Origin of the sequence: Pseudomonas graminis (assembly GCF_013201545.1) — a bacterium.
Lineage (GTDB): Bacteria > Pseudomonadota > Gammaproteobacteria > Pseudomonadales > Pseudomonadaceae > Aquipseudomonas.
This window is the reverse complement of the sequence record NZ_CP053746.1, coordinates 2,065,726-2,083,043: the sequence shown is the minus strand read 5'-3', so window position 1 is coordinate 2,083,043 and position 17,318 is coordinate 2,065,726. Positions and strand designations below refer to the sequence as shown.

General features: G+C 60.7%; 11 protein-coding genes. 1 reads left to right on the top strand and 10 read right to left on the bottom strand.

Annotated features, from left to right (window positions below; all coding sequences use genetic code 11):
* Positions 1 to 41: 41 nt before the first annotated feature.
* From gltB to FX982_RS09445, 9 genes are all read right to left on the bottom strand, one after another.
* The gene (gene gltB / locus FX982_RS09485; RefSeq protein WP_172610445.1) at positions 42 to 4,487 is read right to left on the bottom strand and encodes a glutamate synthase large subunit; all 4,446 of its coding nucleotides are present in this window, start codon (positions 4,485 to 4,487) and stop codon (positions 42 to 44) included.
* A gap of 358 nt (positions 4,488 to 4,845) precedes the next feature.
* On the bottom strand, positions 4,846 to 6,471 hold the full coding sequence (locus FX982_RS09480; RefSeq protein ID WP_172610444.1) for an SPOR domain-containing protein: 1,626 nt from the start codon (positions 6,469 to 6,471) through the stop codon (positions 4,846 to 4,848).
* A 10-nt stretch (positions 6,472 to 6,481) separates the two neighbouring features.
* Positions 6,482 to 7,585, bottom strand: coding sequence for a 3-dehydroquinate synthase (gene aroB / locus FX982_RS09475; RefSeq protein ID WP_172610443.1), 1,104 nt, complete (start codon positions 7,583 to 7,585; stop codon positions 6,482 to 6,484).
* A gap of 130 nt (positions 7,586 to 7,715) precedes the next feature.
* A complete protein-coding gene (gene aroK, locus FX982_RS09470) occupies positions 7,716 to 8,234 on the bottom strand; it encodes a shikimate kinase AroK (RefSeq protein WP_065986620.1) in 519 nt (172 codons plus the stop codon).
* Between the two features lie 4 nt (positions 8,235 to 8,238).
* The gene (pilQ, locus tag FX982_RS09465) at positions 8,239 to 10,323 is read right to left on the bottom strand and encodes a type IV pilus secretin PilQ (protein ID WP_172610442.1); all 2,085 of its coding nucleotides are present in this window, start codon (positions 10,321 to 10,323) and stop codon (positions 8,239 to 8,241) included.
* Between the two features lie 53 nt (positions 10,324 to 10,376).
* Positions 10,377 to 10,904, bottom strand: a complete 528-nt coding sequence (locus tag FX982_RS09460) for a pilus assembly protein PilP (RefSeq protein WP_065986622.1) — start codon at positions 10,902 to 10,904, stop codon at positions 10,377 to 10,379.
* Complete coding sequence (gene pilO / locus FX982_RS09455; protein WP_172610441.1) at positions 10,901 to 11,548, bottom strand: type 4a pilus biogenesis protein PilO; 648 nt, start codon at positions 11,546 to 11,548, stop codon at positions 10,901 to 10,903. The genes FX982_RS09460 and pilO overlap by 4 nt, the downstream gene beginning before the upstream one ends.
* A complete protein-coding gene (locus tag FX982_RS09450) occupies positions 11,545 to 12,114 on the bottom strand; it encodes a PilN domain-containing protein (RefSeq protein ID WP_122533931.1) in 570 nt (189 codons plus the stop codon). Before FX982_RS09450 ends, pilO begins: the two co-directional genes overlap by 4 nt.
* Entirely contained in the window at positions 12,114 to 13,178 is a 1,065-nt protein-coding gene (locus tag FX982_RS09445) for a pilus assembly protein PilM (RefSeq protein ID WP_074890782.1), read from the bottom strand. The genes FX982_RS09450 and FX982_RS09445 overlap by 1 nt, the downstream gene beginning before the upstream one ends.
* A 209-nt stretch (positions 13,179 to 13,387) precedes the next feature.
* Between FX982_RS09445 and FX982_RS09440 the strand changes: the two genes are divergently transcribed.
* Positions 13,388 to 15,862, top strand: a complete 2,475-nt coding sequence (locus tag FX982_RS09440; RefSeq protein ID WP_438826320.1) for a penicillin-binding protein 1A — start codon at positions 13,388 to 13,390, stop codon at positions 15,860 to 15,862.
* 143 nt (positions 15,863 to 16,005) lie between these two features.
* Here FX982_RS09440 and FX982_RS09435 read toward each other — a convergent pair whose 3' ends face one another.
* Complete coding sequence (locus tag FX982_RS09435) at positions 16,006 to 17,274, bottom strand: malic enzyme-like NAD(P)-binding protein (RefSeq protein WP_122533933.1); 1,269 nt, start codon at positions 17,272 to 17,274, stop codon at positions 16,006 to 16,008.
* Between the last annotated feature and the right edge of the window lie 44 nt (positions 17,275 to 17,318).

The following is a 17,318-nucleotide window of genomic DNA, read 5'->3' as shown; positions in this document are numbered from 1 at the left end:
CCGTTAGCTTGCGGCTTGAAGCTTGCCGCTCGCAGCTGCTGTTATTGCGGATTCGCGCGGGTGCTGGACAACAGCGACTTCAAGCTCGCGGCTTTCGGCTTGACCAGCCAGAAGCGGCGCAGGTAGTCGTCCAGGTTTTCCCAGAGATTGCGGCCCCACTCGCTGTCGGTTTCGGTCACGTATTCGGCCAGCACACGCTCCAGGTGGCTGCGATAGGCTTCCATCGCTTCCCCGCTGATGCGCTGAATCTCGACCAGCTCGTGGTTGACCCGGTCAACGAAGGTGTTGTCCTGATCGAGCACGTATGCGAAGCCGCCCGTCATGCCTGAGCCAAAGTTGTAGCCGGTCTTGCCCAGCACGCAGACGAAACCGCCGGTCATGTATTCGCAGCAGTGGTCGCCCGTGCCTTCCACAACGGTGTGGGCGCCAGAGTTACGCACTGCGAAACGCTCGCCCGCCGTGCCCGCCGCGAACAGCTTGCCGCCAGTCGCGCCGTACAGGCAGGTGTTGCCGATGATGGCGCTGTCCTGGGTTTTGAACGGGCTGCCTTTAGGCGGCACGATCACCAGCTTGCCGGCGGTCATGCCTTTGCCGACGTAGTCGTTGGCGTCGCCTTCCAGGTACATGTTCAGGCCGCCGGCGTTCCACACGCCAAAGCTCTGCCCGGCCGTGCCCTTGAAGCGGAAGGTCACCGGCGCGTCGTTCATGCCCTGGTTGCCGTGGAGCTTGGCGATCTCGCCGGAAATCCGCGCGCCGATGGAGCGGTCGCAGTTGCAGATGTCCAGCTCGTAGTCGCCGCCGCTCTTGGCCTGAATGGCGGTGATCGCCAGTTCAACCATTTTCTCGGCCAGCAGGCCTTTGTCGAACGGCGGGTTGCGCTCGACCTGGCTGAACTGCGGTTTGTCGGCCGGAATGTGGTCGCTGCCCAGCAGCGGCGTCAGGTCGAGATGCTGCTGCTTGGCGGTTTCACCCGGCAGGATGTCCAGCAGATCGGTACGCCCGATCAGTTCTTCCAGCGAACGCACGCCCAGCCTGGCCAGCCACTCGCGGGTTTCTTCAGCCACGTAGGTGAAGAAGTTGATCACCATGTCGACGGTGCCGATGTAGTGGTCCTTGCGCAGCTTGTCGTTCTGAGTCGCCACGCCGGTGGCGCAGTTGTTCAGGTGGCAGATGCGCAGGTATTTGCAGCCCAGCGCGATCATCGGCGCGGTGCCGAAGCCGAAGCTTTCGGCGCCGAGGATGGCCGCCTTGATAACGTCCAGGCCGGTTTTCAGACCGCCGTCGGTCTGCACCCGAACCTTGCCGCGCAGGTCGTTGCCGCGCAGGGTCTGGTGGGTTTCGGCCAGGCCAATTTCCCATGGCGAGCCCGCGTATTTGATCGATGACAGCGGGGATGCACCGGTGCCGCCGTCATAGCCGGAAATCGTAATCAGGTCGGCATAGGCCTTGGCTACACCGGCTGCGATCGTGCCCACGCCCGCTTCGGCCACCAGCTTGACCGAGACCAACGCGGCCGGGTTGACCTGCTTGAGGTCAAAGATCAGCTGCGACAAGTCTTCGATGGAGTAGATGTCGTGGTGCGGCGGCGGCGAAATCAGCGTCACGCCCGGCACTGCGTAGCGCAGCTTGGCGATCAGGCCGTTGACCTTGCCGCCTGGCAGTTGCCCGCCCTCGCCCGGTTTGGCGCCCTGGGCGACCTTGATCTGCAGCACGTCGGCGTTGACCAAGTACTCAGGCGTCACGCCAAAACGGCCGGTCGCGATCTGTTTGATCTTGGAGCTGCGGATGGTGCCGTAGCGCGCCGGATCTTCGCCGCCCTCACCGGAGTTGGAGCGCGCGCCCAAGCGGTTCATCGCCTCGGCCAGTGCTTCGTGGGCCTCCGGCGACAACGCGCCGAGTGAAATACCCGCCGAGTCGAAGCGCTTGAGAATGCCCTCCAGCGGCTCGATTTCATCGATGGCCAGCGGCGTATCGAGCTCTTTAACCTTGAGCAGGTCACGGATCATAGACACCGGACGATTGTCCACCAGCGCCGTGTATTCCTTGAATTTGCTGTAATCGCCCTGTTGCACGGCAGCTTGCAGCATCGCCACCACATCGGGGTTGTACGCGTGGTATTCGCCGCCGTAGACAAACTTCAGCAAACCGCCCTGCTGGATCGGCTTGCGCGCGCTCCAGGCCTCAAAGGCCAAGGCTTTCTGCTCGGCTTCGATATCGACGAAACGCGCGCCCTTGATGCGGCTCGGCACGCCACGGAAGCTCAGGTCGCAGACTTCCTCCGACAGGCCGATGGCCTCGAAAAGCTGCGCGCCACGGTAGGACGCGACGGTCGAGATGCCCATCTTCGACAGGATCTTGAGCAGGCCTTTGGTGATGCCCTTGCGGTAGTTCTTGAAGACTTCGTACAGATCGCCCAGCACTTCACCGGTACGGATCAAGTCGCCCAGCACTTCGTAGGCCAGGAACGGGTACACCGCCGACGCACCGAAGCCGATCAACACGGCGAAATGGTGCGGGTCGCGAGCCGTTGCTGTCTCGACAAGAATGTTGCTGTCGCAGCGCAGCCCTTTTTCGGTCAAACGGTGATGCACCGCACCGGTGGCCAGCGACGCGTGAATCGGCAGTTTGCCTGGCGCTATATGGCGGTCGCTCAAGACGATCTGGGTCTTGCCCGAACGCACGGCCTCTTCAGCCTGATCGGCGATGTTGCGCACGGCCGCTTCCAGGCCCATGGCTTCGTCGTAATTCAGGTCGATGATCTGACGATCAAAGCCCGGACGATCCAGGGTCATCAGCGAGCGCCACTTGGCCGGGGAAATGACCGGCGAGCTGAGGATCACGCGAGACGCATGCTCTGGCGACTCCTGGAAAATGTTGCGCTCGGCACCGAGGCAGACTTCCAGCGACATGACGATGGCTTCACGCAGCGGGTCGATCGGCGGGTTGGTGACCTGCGCGAACTGCTGACGGAAATAATCGTACGGCGTGCGGACACGACGGGACAGCACCGCCATCGGCGTGTCATCGCCCATGGAGCCGACCGCTTCCTGACCCTGCTCACCCAGCGGGCGCAGGATCTGATCACGCTCTTCGAACGTGACCTGGAACATCTTCATGTACTGCTTGAGCTGATCCGGGTTGTAGAACGCCGAACCGTGGTCGTGGTCTTCCAGCGTCGCCTGAATACGCAGGGCGTTCTTGCGCAGCCACTGCTTGTACGGGTGGCGCGACTTCAAACGGCTGTCGATGGCGTCGGTGTCGAGGATCTGCCCGGTTTCGGTGTCCACAGCGAAGATCTGGCCCGGACCAACACGGCCCTTGGCGATGACGTCTTCGGGCTTGTAGTTCCACACGCCGATTTCCGAAGCAAGGGTGATGTAGCCGTTCTTGGTGGTCACCCAGCGCGCAGGGCGCAGGCCATTGCGGTCCAGCAGGCAGACGGCGTGGCGGCCTTCGGTCATGACGATGCCGGCCGGGCCGTCCCACGGCTCCATGTGCATGGAGTTGAATTCGTAGAACGCGCGCAGATCCGGGTCCATGGTTTCGACGTTCTGCCACGCCGGCGGCACGAGCATCCGTACGCCACGGAACAGGTCGATGCCGCCGGTCACCATCAGCTCGAGCATGTTGTCCATGCTGGAAGAGTCGGAACCCACGCGATTGACCAGCGGCCCCAGTTCGTCGAGGTCCATCAGGTCGTTGGCGAACTTGGTGCGACGGGCCTGAGCCCAGTTGCGGTTACCGGTGATGGTGTTGATCTCGCCGTTGTGGGCGAGGAAGCGGAATGGCTGAGCCAGCGGCCATTTCGGCAGGGTATTGGTCGAGAAGCGCTGGTGGAACACGCAAATCGCGGTTTGCAGGCGCTCGTCGTTGAGGTCCGGGAAGAATGCCGTGAGGTCACGCGGCATCATCAGGCCTTTGTAGATGATGGTCTTGTGGGAAAAGCTGCAGATGTAGTGGTCGGTGTCGGCAGCGTTGGCCACCGAGGAGCGACGACGTGCGCAGAACAGCTTGATCGCGAATTCCTGATCGCTCAGGCCTTCGCCTCCGATGAACACCTGTTCGATCTTCGGCAAGCGCTCAAGGGCCAAACGGCCCAGTACGCTGGTGTCGATCGGCACCTGGCGCCAGCCAATCAAGGTCAGGCCGGCGGCGAGGATTTCACGGTTCATGTTTTCGCGGGCGGCTTCAGCCTTCGCGTCGTCCTGATTGAGGAAGACCATGCCTGCGCAATACTGGCGCGGAAGCTCGACGCCGAAAGCTTCGGTGGCGACCGCGCGCAGGAAGGTGTCAGGTTTTTGCATCAACAGCCCGCAACCGTCACCGGTCTTGCCGTCGGCGTTGATACCACCACGGTGGGTCATGCAGGTCAGGGCTTCGATAGCCGTCTGCAACAGGTGATGACTGGGCTCGCCTTGCATATGGGCGATCAGGCCGAAACCACAGTTATCCTTGAATTCTTCTGGATGGTACAGACCTGCTTTCATAGACACATTCTCACCAGGCTGCCCCTTAACGAGGCAAATTTCTTTTCAATTCAACCATTTACCATCCACGCCGAACGTATGCCGGCTTTGCGGGAGCAAAAGGGAGGTCATTGTACACAGCGACACAAGTCCTCACAAATTTGACGACGAAGTGTCGCAAATTTATGTCGCATTCGTGAAAGGTTTTATATCGATTCTCGTGCTAGCCAGAGCTCTGTTGCGAGTCTGACCAACGAGAGCCCAAAGATCAATGCGTGCCTGAGACGCAGACACCGCAAGGCGCGCTGCTCATTGGCAGCACGCTCATGCGTGATATCGGGAGGGCCAAGCGAGGGACCTGGATAAGGTCCCTGCGTCATCAGCGAGCGGCGGCGAGTTCCTGTTGGATACTGCCGACAGTACGAGGCCAAGGTTTACCAGCCTGAACCTTCTCTGGCAAGGCCTTGATAGCGGTCAGTGCCGCGTTGCGGTCGGCGAAGCTGCCGTAAGTGACCACAAACAGGGGCTTGCCCTGCAGGGTTTTCTTGAAGTATCGGTATTCACCGCCTTGCTCTTTCACGTAGCTCTGCGCGGTGGCTTCGGAGCTGGTGCCGAGGATCTGCACCACATAATGCGTCGGTGCCTGACCTGCGTACCAGCCACTGCCCGCAGCGCCGGACGCTGCAGCTGCCGCAGCTGGTTTGGCCGCAGGGGCCGGGGTAGGTTTGGCGGTGGCCACCTGAGTCGGCGCTGGCGCAGGCTTCGCGGCAGGCGCCGGAGCAGGCGTTGGCTTGGCCGCCGGTGCAGGGCGCGTTGCCGGAACCGGCTGCTGAGCCATGGTCGGAGCAGGACTCGCCGTCGCACCCGCCGGTGGCGCAGTGGTGGTCACGGTCGGTGGCTGCAGCGACTGATTAGCCGCAGGGCCTCCATCTTCGCCATCACCTTCGCCCGAGCCTGCGGCTTCAGCCAGCGGCGCGCGGGTCGCCGGTTGCGAGCCGTTCATCGGCAAAGGCATAGGCTGCGAGTTACCGGCGAATTCGATGGCCGGGCCACCGTTGTTCGATTGTTGCGCAGGCGCCTGGCCCTGACCCAGAGGCAGTTGCGCCTGAGAGTTGGCAGGTGCAGTGGAAGGTGCGTTGCTGCGGCCTGGAATCAGCCACGCCGCGAGAACGGCTGCAACAACAACCCCACCCAAAGCCAACACGTGTTTCTTAGGCATTTTGAACCCCATACTTGGACGCTTGACCGCAGAGCGGCTGGCAATCATGGCTTCGATCATCGAATCGCGCGCGACCTGGTTGATCGCGCCTGGCCACCCACCGGACTGCTCGTGGATATCAGTGATCTGTGCGGCGCTGAACAACTCCACGCCCTGCCCTGCGCCGTCGAGACGCTGAGCCAGATACTCACGGGTTTCTTCTTCGGTATACGGCGCGAGCTCGATAACGTGGAAGCGCTCTTCCTCGGTACCGCTCTCGGCGCACAGCTGATCCAGGCGATCAATGATCGAAGCCTCGCCGAACAGGAAGACATGCGGACGCCCTTCCGGGGTGCCTGCTGCCAATCCCAACAACGCTTCGAGTGCGGATTCGCCCAGTTGTTCGGCATCGTCCACCAGGATGTAGACTTCCTGACCGGTCAGCGCCAACTGCACGACTTGCGCCAGGATCGGGCGCATTTCCGCTTGAGCGACGTTCAGCGCCTGGGCAACCTGACGCAACACGCCCGTCGCATCACCTGCGCCACGCGCGGACACCACAACGCTCTGCACCGACTGCTTGTTGGTGCTCGCCACCAGTGCCTGACGCAACAGTGTTTTGCCACTGCCCTGAGGCCCCGTGACGACCAACAACAGCTGGCTGTATCGCGCGAGATGATGCAACTGACCCAGCACAGGCTTGCGCTGTGCCGGGAAGAATTTGAAGCCGGGAACCCGCGTTGCAAAGGGGTCATGACTCAACTGGTAATGACCGAGGAAGGCCTCATCGGCGTGCAAACTAGTCATGGATTTCTCATTAACCTCTAAGCTGATGCACCAAGGCGCGGTAGTCCGCGACCAGTGTGGCCTGTAGTACTTCTTGTGGATATTCGTCAGTTATTACTGCTTCACCGATGCGACGCAACAGCACCAGACGCAGACGACCGTCAATGACCTTCTTGTCCACCGCCATGTGCTCGAGGAAGTGCTCGGGCGTCATGTCTTCCGGCGGAACCACCGGCAAGCCGGCGCGCTGGAAAATACGAATGCCGCGGTCACGTTCCTGCTCGCTGATCCAGCCCAGACGCGCCGACATCTCCAGCGCCATCACCGTGCCTGCGGCCACCGCCTCGCCGTGCAGCCACACGCCGTAGCCCATGTGGGTTTCGATGGCGTGGCCGAAAGTGTGGCCGAGGTTCAGTGTGGCACGCACGCCGGACTCGCGCTCATCGGCGCCAACGACTGCAGCCTTGGCAGCGCACGAACGCTCGATCGCCGTGGTCAGCGCGGCCTGATCCAGCCCGCGCAGCTTGTCCACGTTCTCTTCGAGCCACGTCAGGAACGGTTCGTCACAGATCAAACCGTATTTGATGACCTCGGCAAGACCGGCGGACAGCTCGCGCTCAGGCAGGGTGTTCAGCGACAACGTATCGATCAGCACCGCATTGGGCTGATAGAACGCGCCGACCATGTTTTTGCCCAGCGGGTGATTGATGCCAGTTTTGCCACCGACCGACGAATCGACCTGGGACAGCAGCGTGGTCGGCACTTGAATGAATTCAACGCCGCGCTGGTAACAGGCCGCCGCAAAGCCGGCCATGTCACCGATAACGCCGCCGCCCAGCGCAATCACAGTGGTGCGGCGGTCATGGCGCGCGGTGAGCAGCGCGTCGAAGATGGTTTGCAGGGTTTCCCAGTTCTTGAAGGCTTCACCGTCGGGAAGCACGATCGGCAAGACGCTGTAACCGGCAAGGGATCGGGTGAGGCGGTCCATGTACAGCGGCGCGACGGTGGCATTGGAAATGATCGCCACCTGTTTTCCGGCAATGTACGGCTTGAGCAACTCGGGCTGATCCAGCAAGCCTTCGCCGATATGGATCGGGTAGCTGCGTTCGCCAAGCTCGACCTTGAGTGTCTGCATGTGTCCCCACGCTGTTAACAATTGGTTGCCTGCGGGCGTCTGAAAAAACGCCGATACCGGCTATGGCGCAAGGCCATGTAGCGACCCCACTTTTTATGGTCGCCGAGGATAGCGCATTTCCGTCTGCGCTTTAACGGGGAGGAAGCTCGGCCAGCAGGGCGAGGATGTCGATAACCACCATTCGCGGCGGCCGCTCATCGGTTTCGATGATGACATCGGCGATCTCGCGGTACAGCGGATCGCGGATGGCCAACAGTTCGCGCAGCACCCGCGCCGGATCAGCGGTGCGCAGCAAGGGGCGATTGCGATCACGCGAGGTGCGGCCCACCTGCTGCTCAACCGATGCATGCAAATACACCACCCGACCACCGGCGTGGAGCGCGCGGCGGTTTTCTTCGCGCATGACTGCACCACCGCCGGTGGCCACGACTACGCCGTCCAGTGCGGAGAGCTCGGCGATCATCGCCTGTTCGCGATCACGAAAACCCGCTTCGCCTTCCTTGTCGAAGATCCAGGGAATATTGGCGCCCGTTCGCAGCTCGATTTCCTTGTCGGAATCCTTGAACGGCAGTCGAAGCTCTTTGGCCAGCAAGCGACCGATGGTGCTTTTGCCCGCCCCCATCGGCCCCACAAGAATTAAATTTCGCACAGAATCAACGACTCACAGCAATCGCCTGGTTATTCATGATACGCGGAGTGAGAAACACCAACAGCTCGGATTTTGACTCCGAAACCACATCGCGCCGGAAAAGGCGGCCAACATACGGCACATCGCCCAAAAATGGCACCTTGTCGACGACTTTACTCTGCGTATTCGAGAACACGCCACCAATTACGATGGTCTCGCCATCGGCCACCAGCACCTTGGCGTTGACTTCGTTTTTCTTGATCGGCGGCACGCCCAGCACGGTATTCACGTAGTCCGGCTCATCCTTCGTGACCTTGACCTCCATGATGATGCGGTTGTCAGGGGTGATCTGCGGGGTCACTTCCAGCGACAGCGAGGCCTCTTTGAATGACACCGACGTCGCGCCGCTGGAGCTCGCTTCCTGATAAGGCACTTCCGTACCTTTCAGAATTTTCGCGGTTTCCTTGTCCGACGTAACGACCTTCGGCTGCGAGACCACTTCGCCGTTGCCGCTCTTCTCCATGGCCGTCAGCTCAAGATCAAGAATCGTGTTGTTGGTCAGAAAGCCCAGACCGATAGACGAGGTGGCATCGGTCACGCCCATGTCGACATAGGGACCGTTGGTCGCTGCTGCGCCCGTCACGGTGCCGCTGCCGCCGGTGGTGAAATTGCCTCTGTTGCTCGACCCGCCCCAGCGCACGCCAAGGGCCTTGTCGTAATCGACGTTGGCTTCGACGATACGGGCCTCGATCATCACCTGGCGCACCGGGATGTCCAGCTGCGACACGATGCGGCGCAACTCGTCGAGACGATCCTGAGTCTGGTAGGCAATGATGTTGTTGGTGCGCTCATCGACGGTGATCGAACCGCGCTCGTCGGTCTTCGATTCAGCGCTGGTCACCGACTGGAACAGCTTGGCGATGTCGGCGGCCTTGGCGTAGTTCACTTGCAGCAACTCGCGACGCAGGGGGGCAAGCTCGGAAATCTGCTTCAGGGATTCCAGCTCCTGGCGCTCGCGAGCGGCGATCTCATCAGCAGGACCGACCAGCAAAACGTTACCGATCTTGCGCTTATCCAGGCCTTTGGTCTTGAGCACCAGATCCAGCGCCTGATCCCACGGCACGTTCTGCAGGCGCAGGGTGATGCCGCCTTGAACGGTGTCGCTCGCCACGAGATTGAGGTTGGTGAAGTCGGCGATCAGTTGAAGCACCGAACGCACGTCGATGTCCTGGAAATTCAGCGACAGTTTCTCGCCGGTGTAGACCAGTTTCTCCGAGTTGCGGCGCTCCTGATCTTCGTTGGTCAGGGGACGCACGCTAATGGTCAGCTTGTTGTCGGTCTGGTAGGCGGAGTAATCAAACGCGCCGGACGGCTCGATGGAGATGCTGGCCTTGTCACCTGTGGCGCTGGAATTGACGAACTGCACCGGGGTCGCGAAATCCTTCACATCCAGACGCACGCGCAGCGGTTCAGGCAGTTGCGTTTTGGCGAAATCAACGCGGATCTTGCCCCCCTGCTCCTGAATATCGGGCGCAATGCCGGTGTCGCTCAATTCAATGATGACGTTGCCTTCACCCAACTCTCCACGCTGGAAGTCGACGTTTTTTACCGACCGTGGGCCCGGCGCATACGAGCGGGCAACGGGTTTCGATTGCGCGGCAGGTCCGCTCGGCACACTCACTCGCGCTGCGCCTGTGGCAGTGCTCGGCTGCGAGCCCTGGGCCGCGGCAGCGCCCTGCCCCACGACCACGAACAGGTTGTTGCCGTCGACACGCGAGCTGTACGGCGCGAGTGTGGTGAGGTTGATGATCACGCGCGTGCGGTCCTTGGCTTCGACGACCACTACGCTGTGGGCATTGCCTGAACCCAGGTCACGGCTCTTGATCGCCAACTGGCTGGTCACGCCCGGCAAGTCCAGCGCGATGCGCGCCGGCTGCTCGGTGGTGTAGCCGCGAGGCGCCGCCACCGGACCGTCGAAGGACAGTTTCAATTCGACTCGATCCCCCGGCAATGCGGCGACATCCAGCGTCTTGAGGTTAGCCGCCTGGACAACCGGTGAAAGCATCGCCATCCCTAGCGACAGGCCGATAATCGAAAGAATCCTGTTCATGTTCACATTCCACCACTGTGCCGATCCGAAGGTGCTTCGCTTGCTTGCCGTCTTCATGAGCGCTCCTTGAGAGAGATGCTGAGCGGGCGCTCCAGCCACGCCCCCTCTCCGTCCGGAACGATTTCCATCACTTGCACCGCCGAGTCGGTGATCGCCGTGATCCGGCCATCGTTACGCCCCAGGTAATCGCCCACTTTCACTCGATGCACCCCACCCGCCCCGCGAAGCAGCGCGAACGTGCCGGTTTCATTGCTCAACGTGCCAACCATTTCGAAGGAATCGATGTTGAAGCCTTCGAGGAACTGCTTGACCCGCGTCGGATCAGGCTGCACCAAGTGCGAGCCCTTTGGACGGTTGACCAGATCGATCTTGATCGGCGGCTGAAACGGACTGCGCAAACTGGCCGCCGCATACGTAAAGGCTTCATACGGCCGGAACTTGGGCATCGGCTCGATGGTACCAACAGGCCGCGCGCGCACCTCGGCCATGAACTGCTTGAGATCGTCAAATTCGTTTGAGCTGTCGCAACCCGCGAGCCCCATCAGCGTGACGCCGACGCACAACCAACGCATCGCCCTCATTTCGTTGGCCCTTTCGTGTCGACGTTCTGAAGACCTTTGTCGTTATAGCGATAGGTCTTGGCAAGGATGCTCATGCGCAGCTTGCCGGGGGACTTGGCGTCCAGCGGTTTGATCTCGAAGTCATGCAGGGTCACGATTCGCGGCAGGCTGGCGACGCCGCTGGCGAAGGTCGCGAGGTCGTGGTAACTGCCTGTCACGGTAATCTGGATCGGCAATTCGATATAAAACTGCTGGGCCTCTTCGGGGAGCAACTTGATCTCCTCGAACTCCAGGCCGCTGCCCAGACCGGTGCGGGTGATGTCCTCCAGCAAGCCGGGGACTTCGGTGTCGCTTGGCAACTGCCGCAGCAAGGCGCCGAAGGTGTTTTCCATCTCCACCATCTGGCTCTTGTAGGCCGCGAGGTTGGCAGCCTGATAAGCCTTGGTCGCGAACTGCTCTTTCAGCGCTGTCTCTTCGCCACGGGCCTGATCGAGCTGAGTCTGCATGTCCTGGATATAGAAGAAGTACCCACCGGCCAGTACCAGCGCCAGCAACAGCGCGCCGGCAATGGTCTTCACCGCAGCAGGCCATGAACCCAGGTTATTGACGTCCAGGTCGTTGATGTCGATCTTTTTCAGGCTATCGAGCCAATCATTCATGCTCATGGCTTGACCCCCTCAACGGCTGGCTGCGTCTGGCGCACCGTCAACTGGAAGGTATTGGTCTGATCCACGCCACCCGCCGCAGTGTTTGCCTTGACCTCGGTCAGACTCGGCGACTCCAGCCAGTCAGACGCATCCAGATTCCGCAGCAGGTCCGACACCCGGTTATTGGATTCCGCAGCGCCGGAAATGCTGATCATCTGTCCGGTCATCTTCACGTCGTTGAAATAGACGCCATCGGGGAGGGTACGAGCCATCTGATCGAAGATGCGTCCGATGATTGGCCGGTTACCCTGCAGGTCCTGAATGATCTTCATCCGTTCCAGTAATTGCTTGCGACGCGCCTTCAGCTCGCTGATCTCCTTGATGCGCGCATCGAGCTGGACGATTTCGGTCCTGACAAATTGATTGCGAGCGTTTTGGTGGGCGATGGCACTGCTCAAATATTGATCAGCCAAAAGAATGGCGCCTACGCCAAGCACCAGCACACCAACCAGTGCCAGAATGAAGCGCTTCTTGCGCTCCTCGCGTTGCTGCTCGCGCCAGGGAAGTAAGTTGATCCGTGCCATTAGTCGAAGCTCCTCAGGGCCAGACCGCAAGCGATCATCAGTGCGGGAGCATCGCTGGCGAGGGCGCCGGCGTTGACCTTGACGCTCAGCGCCATGTCAGCAAAGGGGTTGGCCACCAGCGTCGGCGTGCCCAGGCGTTCCTGGATCAGCCGATCAAGACCGGAAATAGAGGCGGTGCCGCCGGCCAGCATGATGTAGTCGACGCGGTTGTACTGGCCGGCAGCGAAGAAAAACTGCAGCGAACGGGACACCTGTTGCACCACGGCGTCCTTGAACGGCTGCAGGACTTCCATAACGTAGTCGTCGGGGAGTCCGCCCTGCTTTTTCGCAAGCCCGGCCTCGCTGACCGACAAGCCATAACGGCGCTGGATTTCTTCGGTTAACTGGCGACCGCCAAATAATTGTTCACGCGTATAGATGATGCGGCCGTTGTGCAGCACGCTGAGGGTGGTCATGGTCGCGCCGATGTCGATGACGGCGACGGTCAACTGTTCGTGGTCCTGGCCCAATTGCGCCGACAGCAGACCGAACGAGCGCTCCAAGGCATAGGCTTCGACGTCGACCACGCGAGCGGTGAGCCCGGCCAGTGCCAGCGCGGCTTCGCGCACTTCTACGTTTTCCTTGCGGCAGGCGGCGAGCAATACCTCAACGCGTTCGGGATTGCGCGCCGAATAGCCTTGGACTTCGAAGTCGATGGCGACTTCTTCGAGCGGATAGGGAATGTACTGATCGGCCTCGATCTTAAGCTGGTTTTCCATCTCGTCGTCGGAAAGACCTGCGTCCATCTCGATGGTCTTGGTAATAACAGCCGAACCGGCGACGGCAACCGCCGCGATTTTGACGTTACTCTTGGCTTTTACCAGCAAACGCGTCAAAGCACTGCCGACACCTTCGAGCTCCGCGATGTTCTTTTCGACCACTGCGTTGGCGGGCAGTGGCTCGACCGCATAAGACTCGACCTTGTAACGGTTGCCGGAACGACTTAGCTCCAGGAGCTTGACCGAGGTGGAGCTAATATCGATCCCCAGAAGGGTGTTGGCCTTCTTACTGAAGAGTTCGAACACAACCGATTCCCTATGCGTTTCCGTCACTTACGGATGATTTCTAGTCCAGTGCCACTGTCGGCTGACTTGACAGTAGCGCAAATAACGCTCGACGACGAAAAATGCTTATAATGCCCAGCGTTTTTTTCGTGTACCAAAGCTTCAAGGCGTGTTCATTTGTAAATGCCTGCGTCTAACTCATTCTTTTTTCTGGAAATCCAAAAGCCTTGATACGCCTGCTGAAGTTCGTCTGGTGGTCCATCGTCGCGGTCGTCTGCGGGCTGCTGCTCGGCCTGAGCGGCGCCTTTCTCTATCTGGCCCCGAACCTGCCCTCGGTCGATGCCCTGCGCAATATTCAGCTGCAGATCCCGCTGCGCGTGTTCAGCAGCGACGGCAAACTGATTGCAGAGTTTGGCGAAATGCGCCGCTCCCCCATCCGTTTCGCCGACATTCCCCCCAACTTCATCCACGCCCTGCTGTCGGCCGAAGACGATAACTTCGAGAACCACTATGGCGTGGACCCGAGCAGCCTGATGCGCGCGGCCAGCCAACTGGTCAAGAGCGGTCACATTCAGTCCGGCGGCTCGACCATCACCATGCAGGTCGCAAAAAATTACTTCCTGACCAGCGAGCGCAGTTTTTCGCGCAAAACCACCGAGATTCTTTTGGCCTTGCAAATCGAGCGCCAACTTACCAAGGACGAGATTCTCGAGCTGTACGTCAACAAGATCTATCTGGGTAACCGCGCTTACGGCATCGAGGCCGCGGCGCAGGTCTACTACGGCAAATCGATACGCGACCTGAGCGTTGCGCAGATGGCAATGATCGCCGGCCTGCCCAAGGCGCCGTCACGATTCAACCCACTGGCCAACCCGGTGCGTGCCAAAGAGCGCCGCGACTGGATTCTGGGCCGCATGTTCAAACTGGGGAAAATCGACCAGAACACCTACCAGACCGCGCTTGTCGAGCCGATCAACGCCAGCTATCACGTTCAAAGTCCTGAAGTGAATGCGCCGTATATCGCTGAAATGGCGCGCGCCGAAATGGTGGGTCGTTATGGCAGCGCAGCCTACACAGAAGGCTTCCGCGTCACCACTACCGTGCCGAGCGGCTTGCAGGAAGACGCCAACAAGGCGGTGCAGGACGGCCTGATCGAATACGACCAGCGCCATGGCTATCGTGGACCTGAGAGCCGGTTCCCCGGCCTGACCCGCGAGGGCTGGGTGCAGGAGCTGAGCAAACAGCGTCCGATCAGCGGTCTGGAGCCAGCCATCGTCACTCAGGTCGACAAGACCGGCATCCGCGTCCTGACCCGCAACGGCGAGAACGAAGAAACCGTCGCCTGGGACAGCATGAAGTGGGCCAAGGCGTTCCTGAACACCAACAGCGTCGGCGCCAATCCCAAGCAGCCCGGCGATGTCGCCCATGTCGGTGATCTGGTGCGCCTGCAGCGTCAGCCGGACAACTCGCTCAAGTTCAGCCAGCTTCCCGTGGCGCAGAGCGCGCTGGTTTCGCTGGATCCGCAGAACGGCGCGATTCGTGCGCTGGTCGGCGGCTTCGCGTTTGAGCAAAGCAACTACAACCGCGCGATGCAGGCCAAACGTCAGCCGGGCTCCAGCTTCAAGCCGTTCCTCTATTCGGCAGCGCTGGACAACGGCTACACCGCCGCCAGCCTGGTCAACGATGCGCCGATCGTGTTCGTCGACGAGGCCATCGACAAAGTCTGGCGGCCAAAGAACGACACGGGCACCTTCCTGGGTCCGATTCGGCTGCGCGAGGCGCTGTACAAGTCACGCAACCTCGTGTCGATCCGCCTGCTGCAAAGCCTGGGCGTGAGCACCGCGATCAACTACATCACCCGCTTTGGCTTCAACAAGCAGGATTTGCCGCCCAACCTGTCTCTAGCACTGGGCACCGCAACCCTGACACCGATGGAAATCGTCGGCGGCTGGAGTGCGTTTGCCAACGGCGGTTACAAGATCAGCCCGTACCTCATCCAGAAGATTGAGGACCGTGAAGGCAAAACCCTGTTCGTCGCCAATCCGCCGACAGTGCCCGCCAACGACCCTAACCCGAAAGCGGTCAGCGAAGCGGCCATCAGTAGCGCATCGACGTACGCTGCGCCAGAAACCCCGCCGTTGACCGCCAACGTCGTGCCGAACGCGCTGGATGCTTCGGGCGCAGCGCCAGCACCTGTCGTTGCGGAACGGATTGTTGACGGTCGCACGGTCTACATCCTCAACAGCATGCTGCAGGACGTGATCAAACGCGGCACAGGTCGCCGCGCTCTGGCGATGAACCGTCCGGATATCGCAGGCAAAACCGGTACCACCAACGAATCGAAGGACGCATGGTTCACGGGCTACAACGCGGATTATGTGACCACGGTCTGGACCGGGTTCGATCAACCGGAAAGCCTGGGTCGCCATGAGTTCGGCGGCACGGTTGCGCTGCCAATCTGGATGAAGTACATGAGCGCCGCCCTGAAGGACAAGCCGCCCCATGTTCAAGCCGAACCGGACGGCATCCTCAGCCTGCGCATCGACCCCGTCAGCGGCCGCTCCGCCACGCCGAGCACGCCGGGTGCGTTCTTCGAGCTGTTCAAGAGCGAAGACACGCCGCCTAGCGTGAACGAACTCGGCGGCAGCCCTCCCCCAGGCAGCCCGCTGCCGGCGGACGAATCAGCGCCGATCGATTTGTTCTAGTGAGGCAGCGCCGAGCTTGAAGCGGCAAGCTACAAGTAAAGGCAAGAGCAGCGGCGATCTTTGCACTGCTTGTAGCTTGTAGCTTGTAGCTTGCAGCTCAAAAAAAACCCAGCACTTGGCTGGGTTTTTTGTGGCTGCGGTTATCAGCCGTTGAACACGTCATCCACGCTCTTGAGCGGGTAGTGCTTTGGATACGGCAGGGTCGCAACACCGCTTTCGATGGCTGCCTTTGCAACGGCATCGGAAACGATAGTCAGCAGGCGCACGTCCAGTGGTTTCGGAATGATGTACTCACGCCCGAATTCCAGGGCGATGCCGCCGTAGGCATCGCAGACTTCCTGAGGCACCGGCAGCTTGGCCAGTTCGCGCAGAGCGTTGGCCGCGGCGATCTTCATCTCTTCGTTGATGCGCTTGGCGCGAACGTCCAGTGCGCCACGGAAGATGAACGGGAAGCCCAGCACGTTGTTGACCTGGTTCGGGTAGTCCGAACGGCCGGTCGCCATGATTACGTCGCTGCGGGTGGCGTGAGCCAGTTCCGGCGAGATTTCCGGATCCGGATTCGAGCAAGCGAACACGATCGGATTGGCCGCCATCGACTTCAGGCCTTCAGCGCTCAGCAGGTTCGGACCGGACAGACCGACGAACACATCAGCACCTTCCAGAGCATCGGCCAGCGTGCGCTTGTCGGTGGAGTGAGCGAACTGTGCCTTGTACTGGTTCAGATCGGTACGCCCGTCGTGAACCACGCCGTTGCGGTCGATCATGAAGATGTTTTCGATCTTCGCGCCCATGCTCACCAGCAACTTCATGCAGGAGATGGCTGCAGCGCCAGCGCCCAGGCAGACGATCTTCGCCGCTTCCAGGGTTTTGCCTGCGATTTCCAGCGCGTTGATCATGCCGGCTGCGGTAACGATCGCGGTGCCGTGCTGGTCATCGTGGAAAACCGGAATGTCGCACTGCTCGATCAGCGCCTTTTCGATCTCGAAGCACTCAGGTGCCTTGATGTCTTCCAGGTTGATGCCGCCGAAGGTGATGGAGATGCGTCGCACGGTGTCGATGAAGGCCTGCGGGCTTTCCGAATCGACTTCGATATCGAACACGTCGATACCGGCAAAGCGTTTGAACAGCACGCCCTTGCCTTCCATGACCGGCTTGGACGCGAGAGGCCCGAGGTTACCCAGACCCAGAATCGCGGTGCCATCAGAGATGACCGCTACCAGGTTGCCTTTGCCGGTGTACTTGTAGGCAAGCTCCGGATCGCGACCGATTTCGCGGACCGGCTCAGCCACACCCGGGCTGTAGGCCAGCGACAGATCGCGAGCGGTTGCAGTGGCTTTGGTGAGCTCGACGCTGAGTTTCCCTGGACGGGGATGAGCGTGATATTCGAGAGCGGCAGTTTTCAAATCTGACATGGGGGCATTCCGCTTTTTTGCTGTTGGACAGACGGACCGCCGAG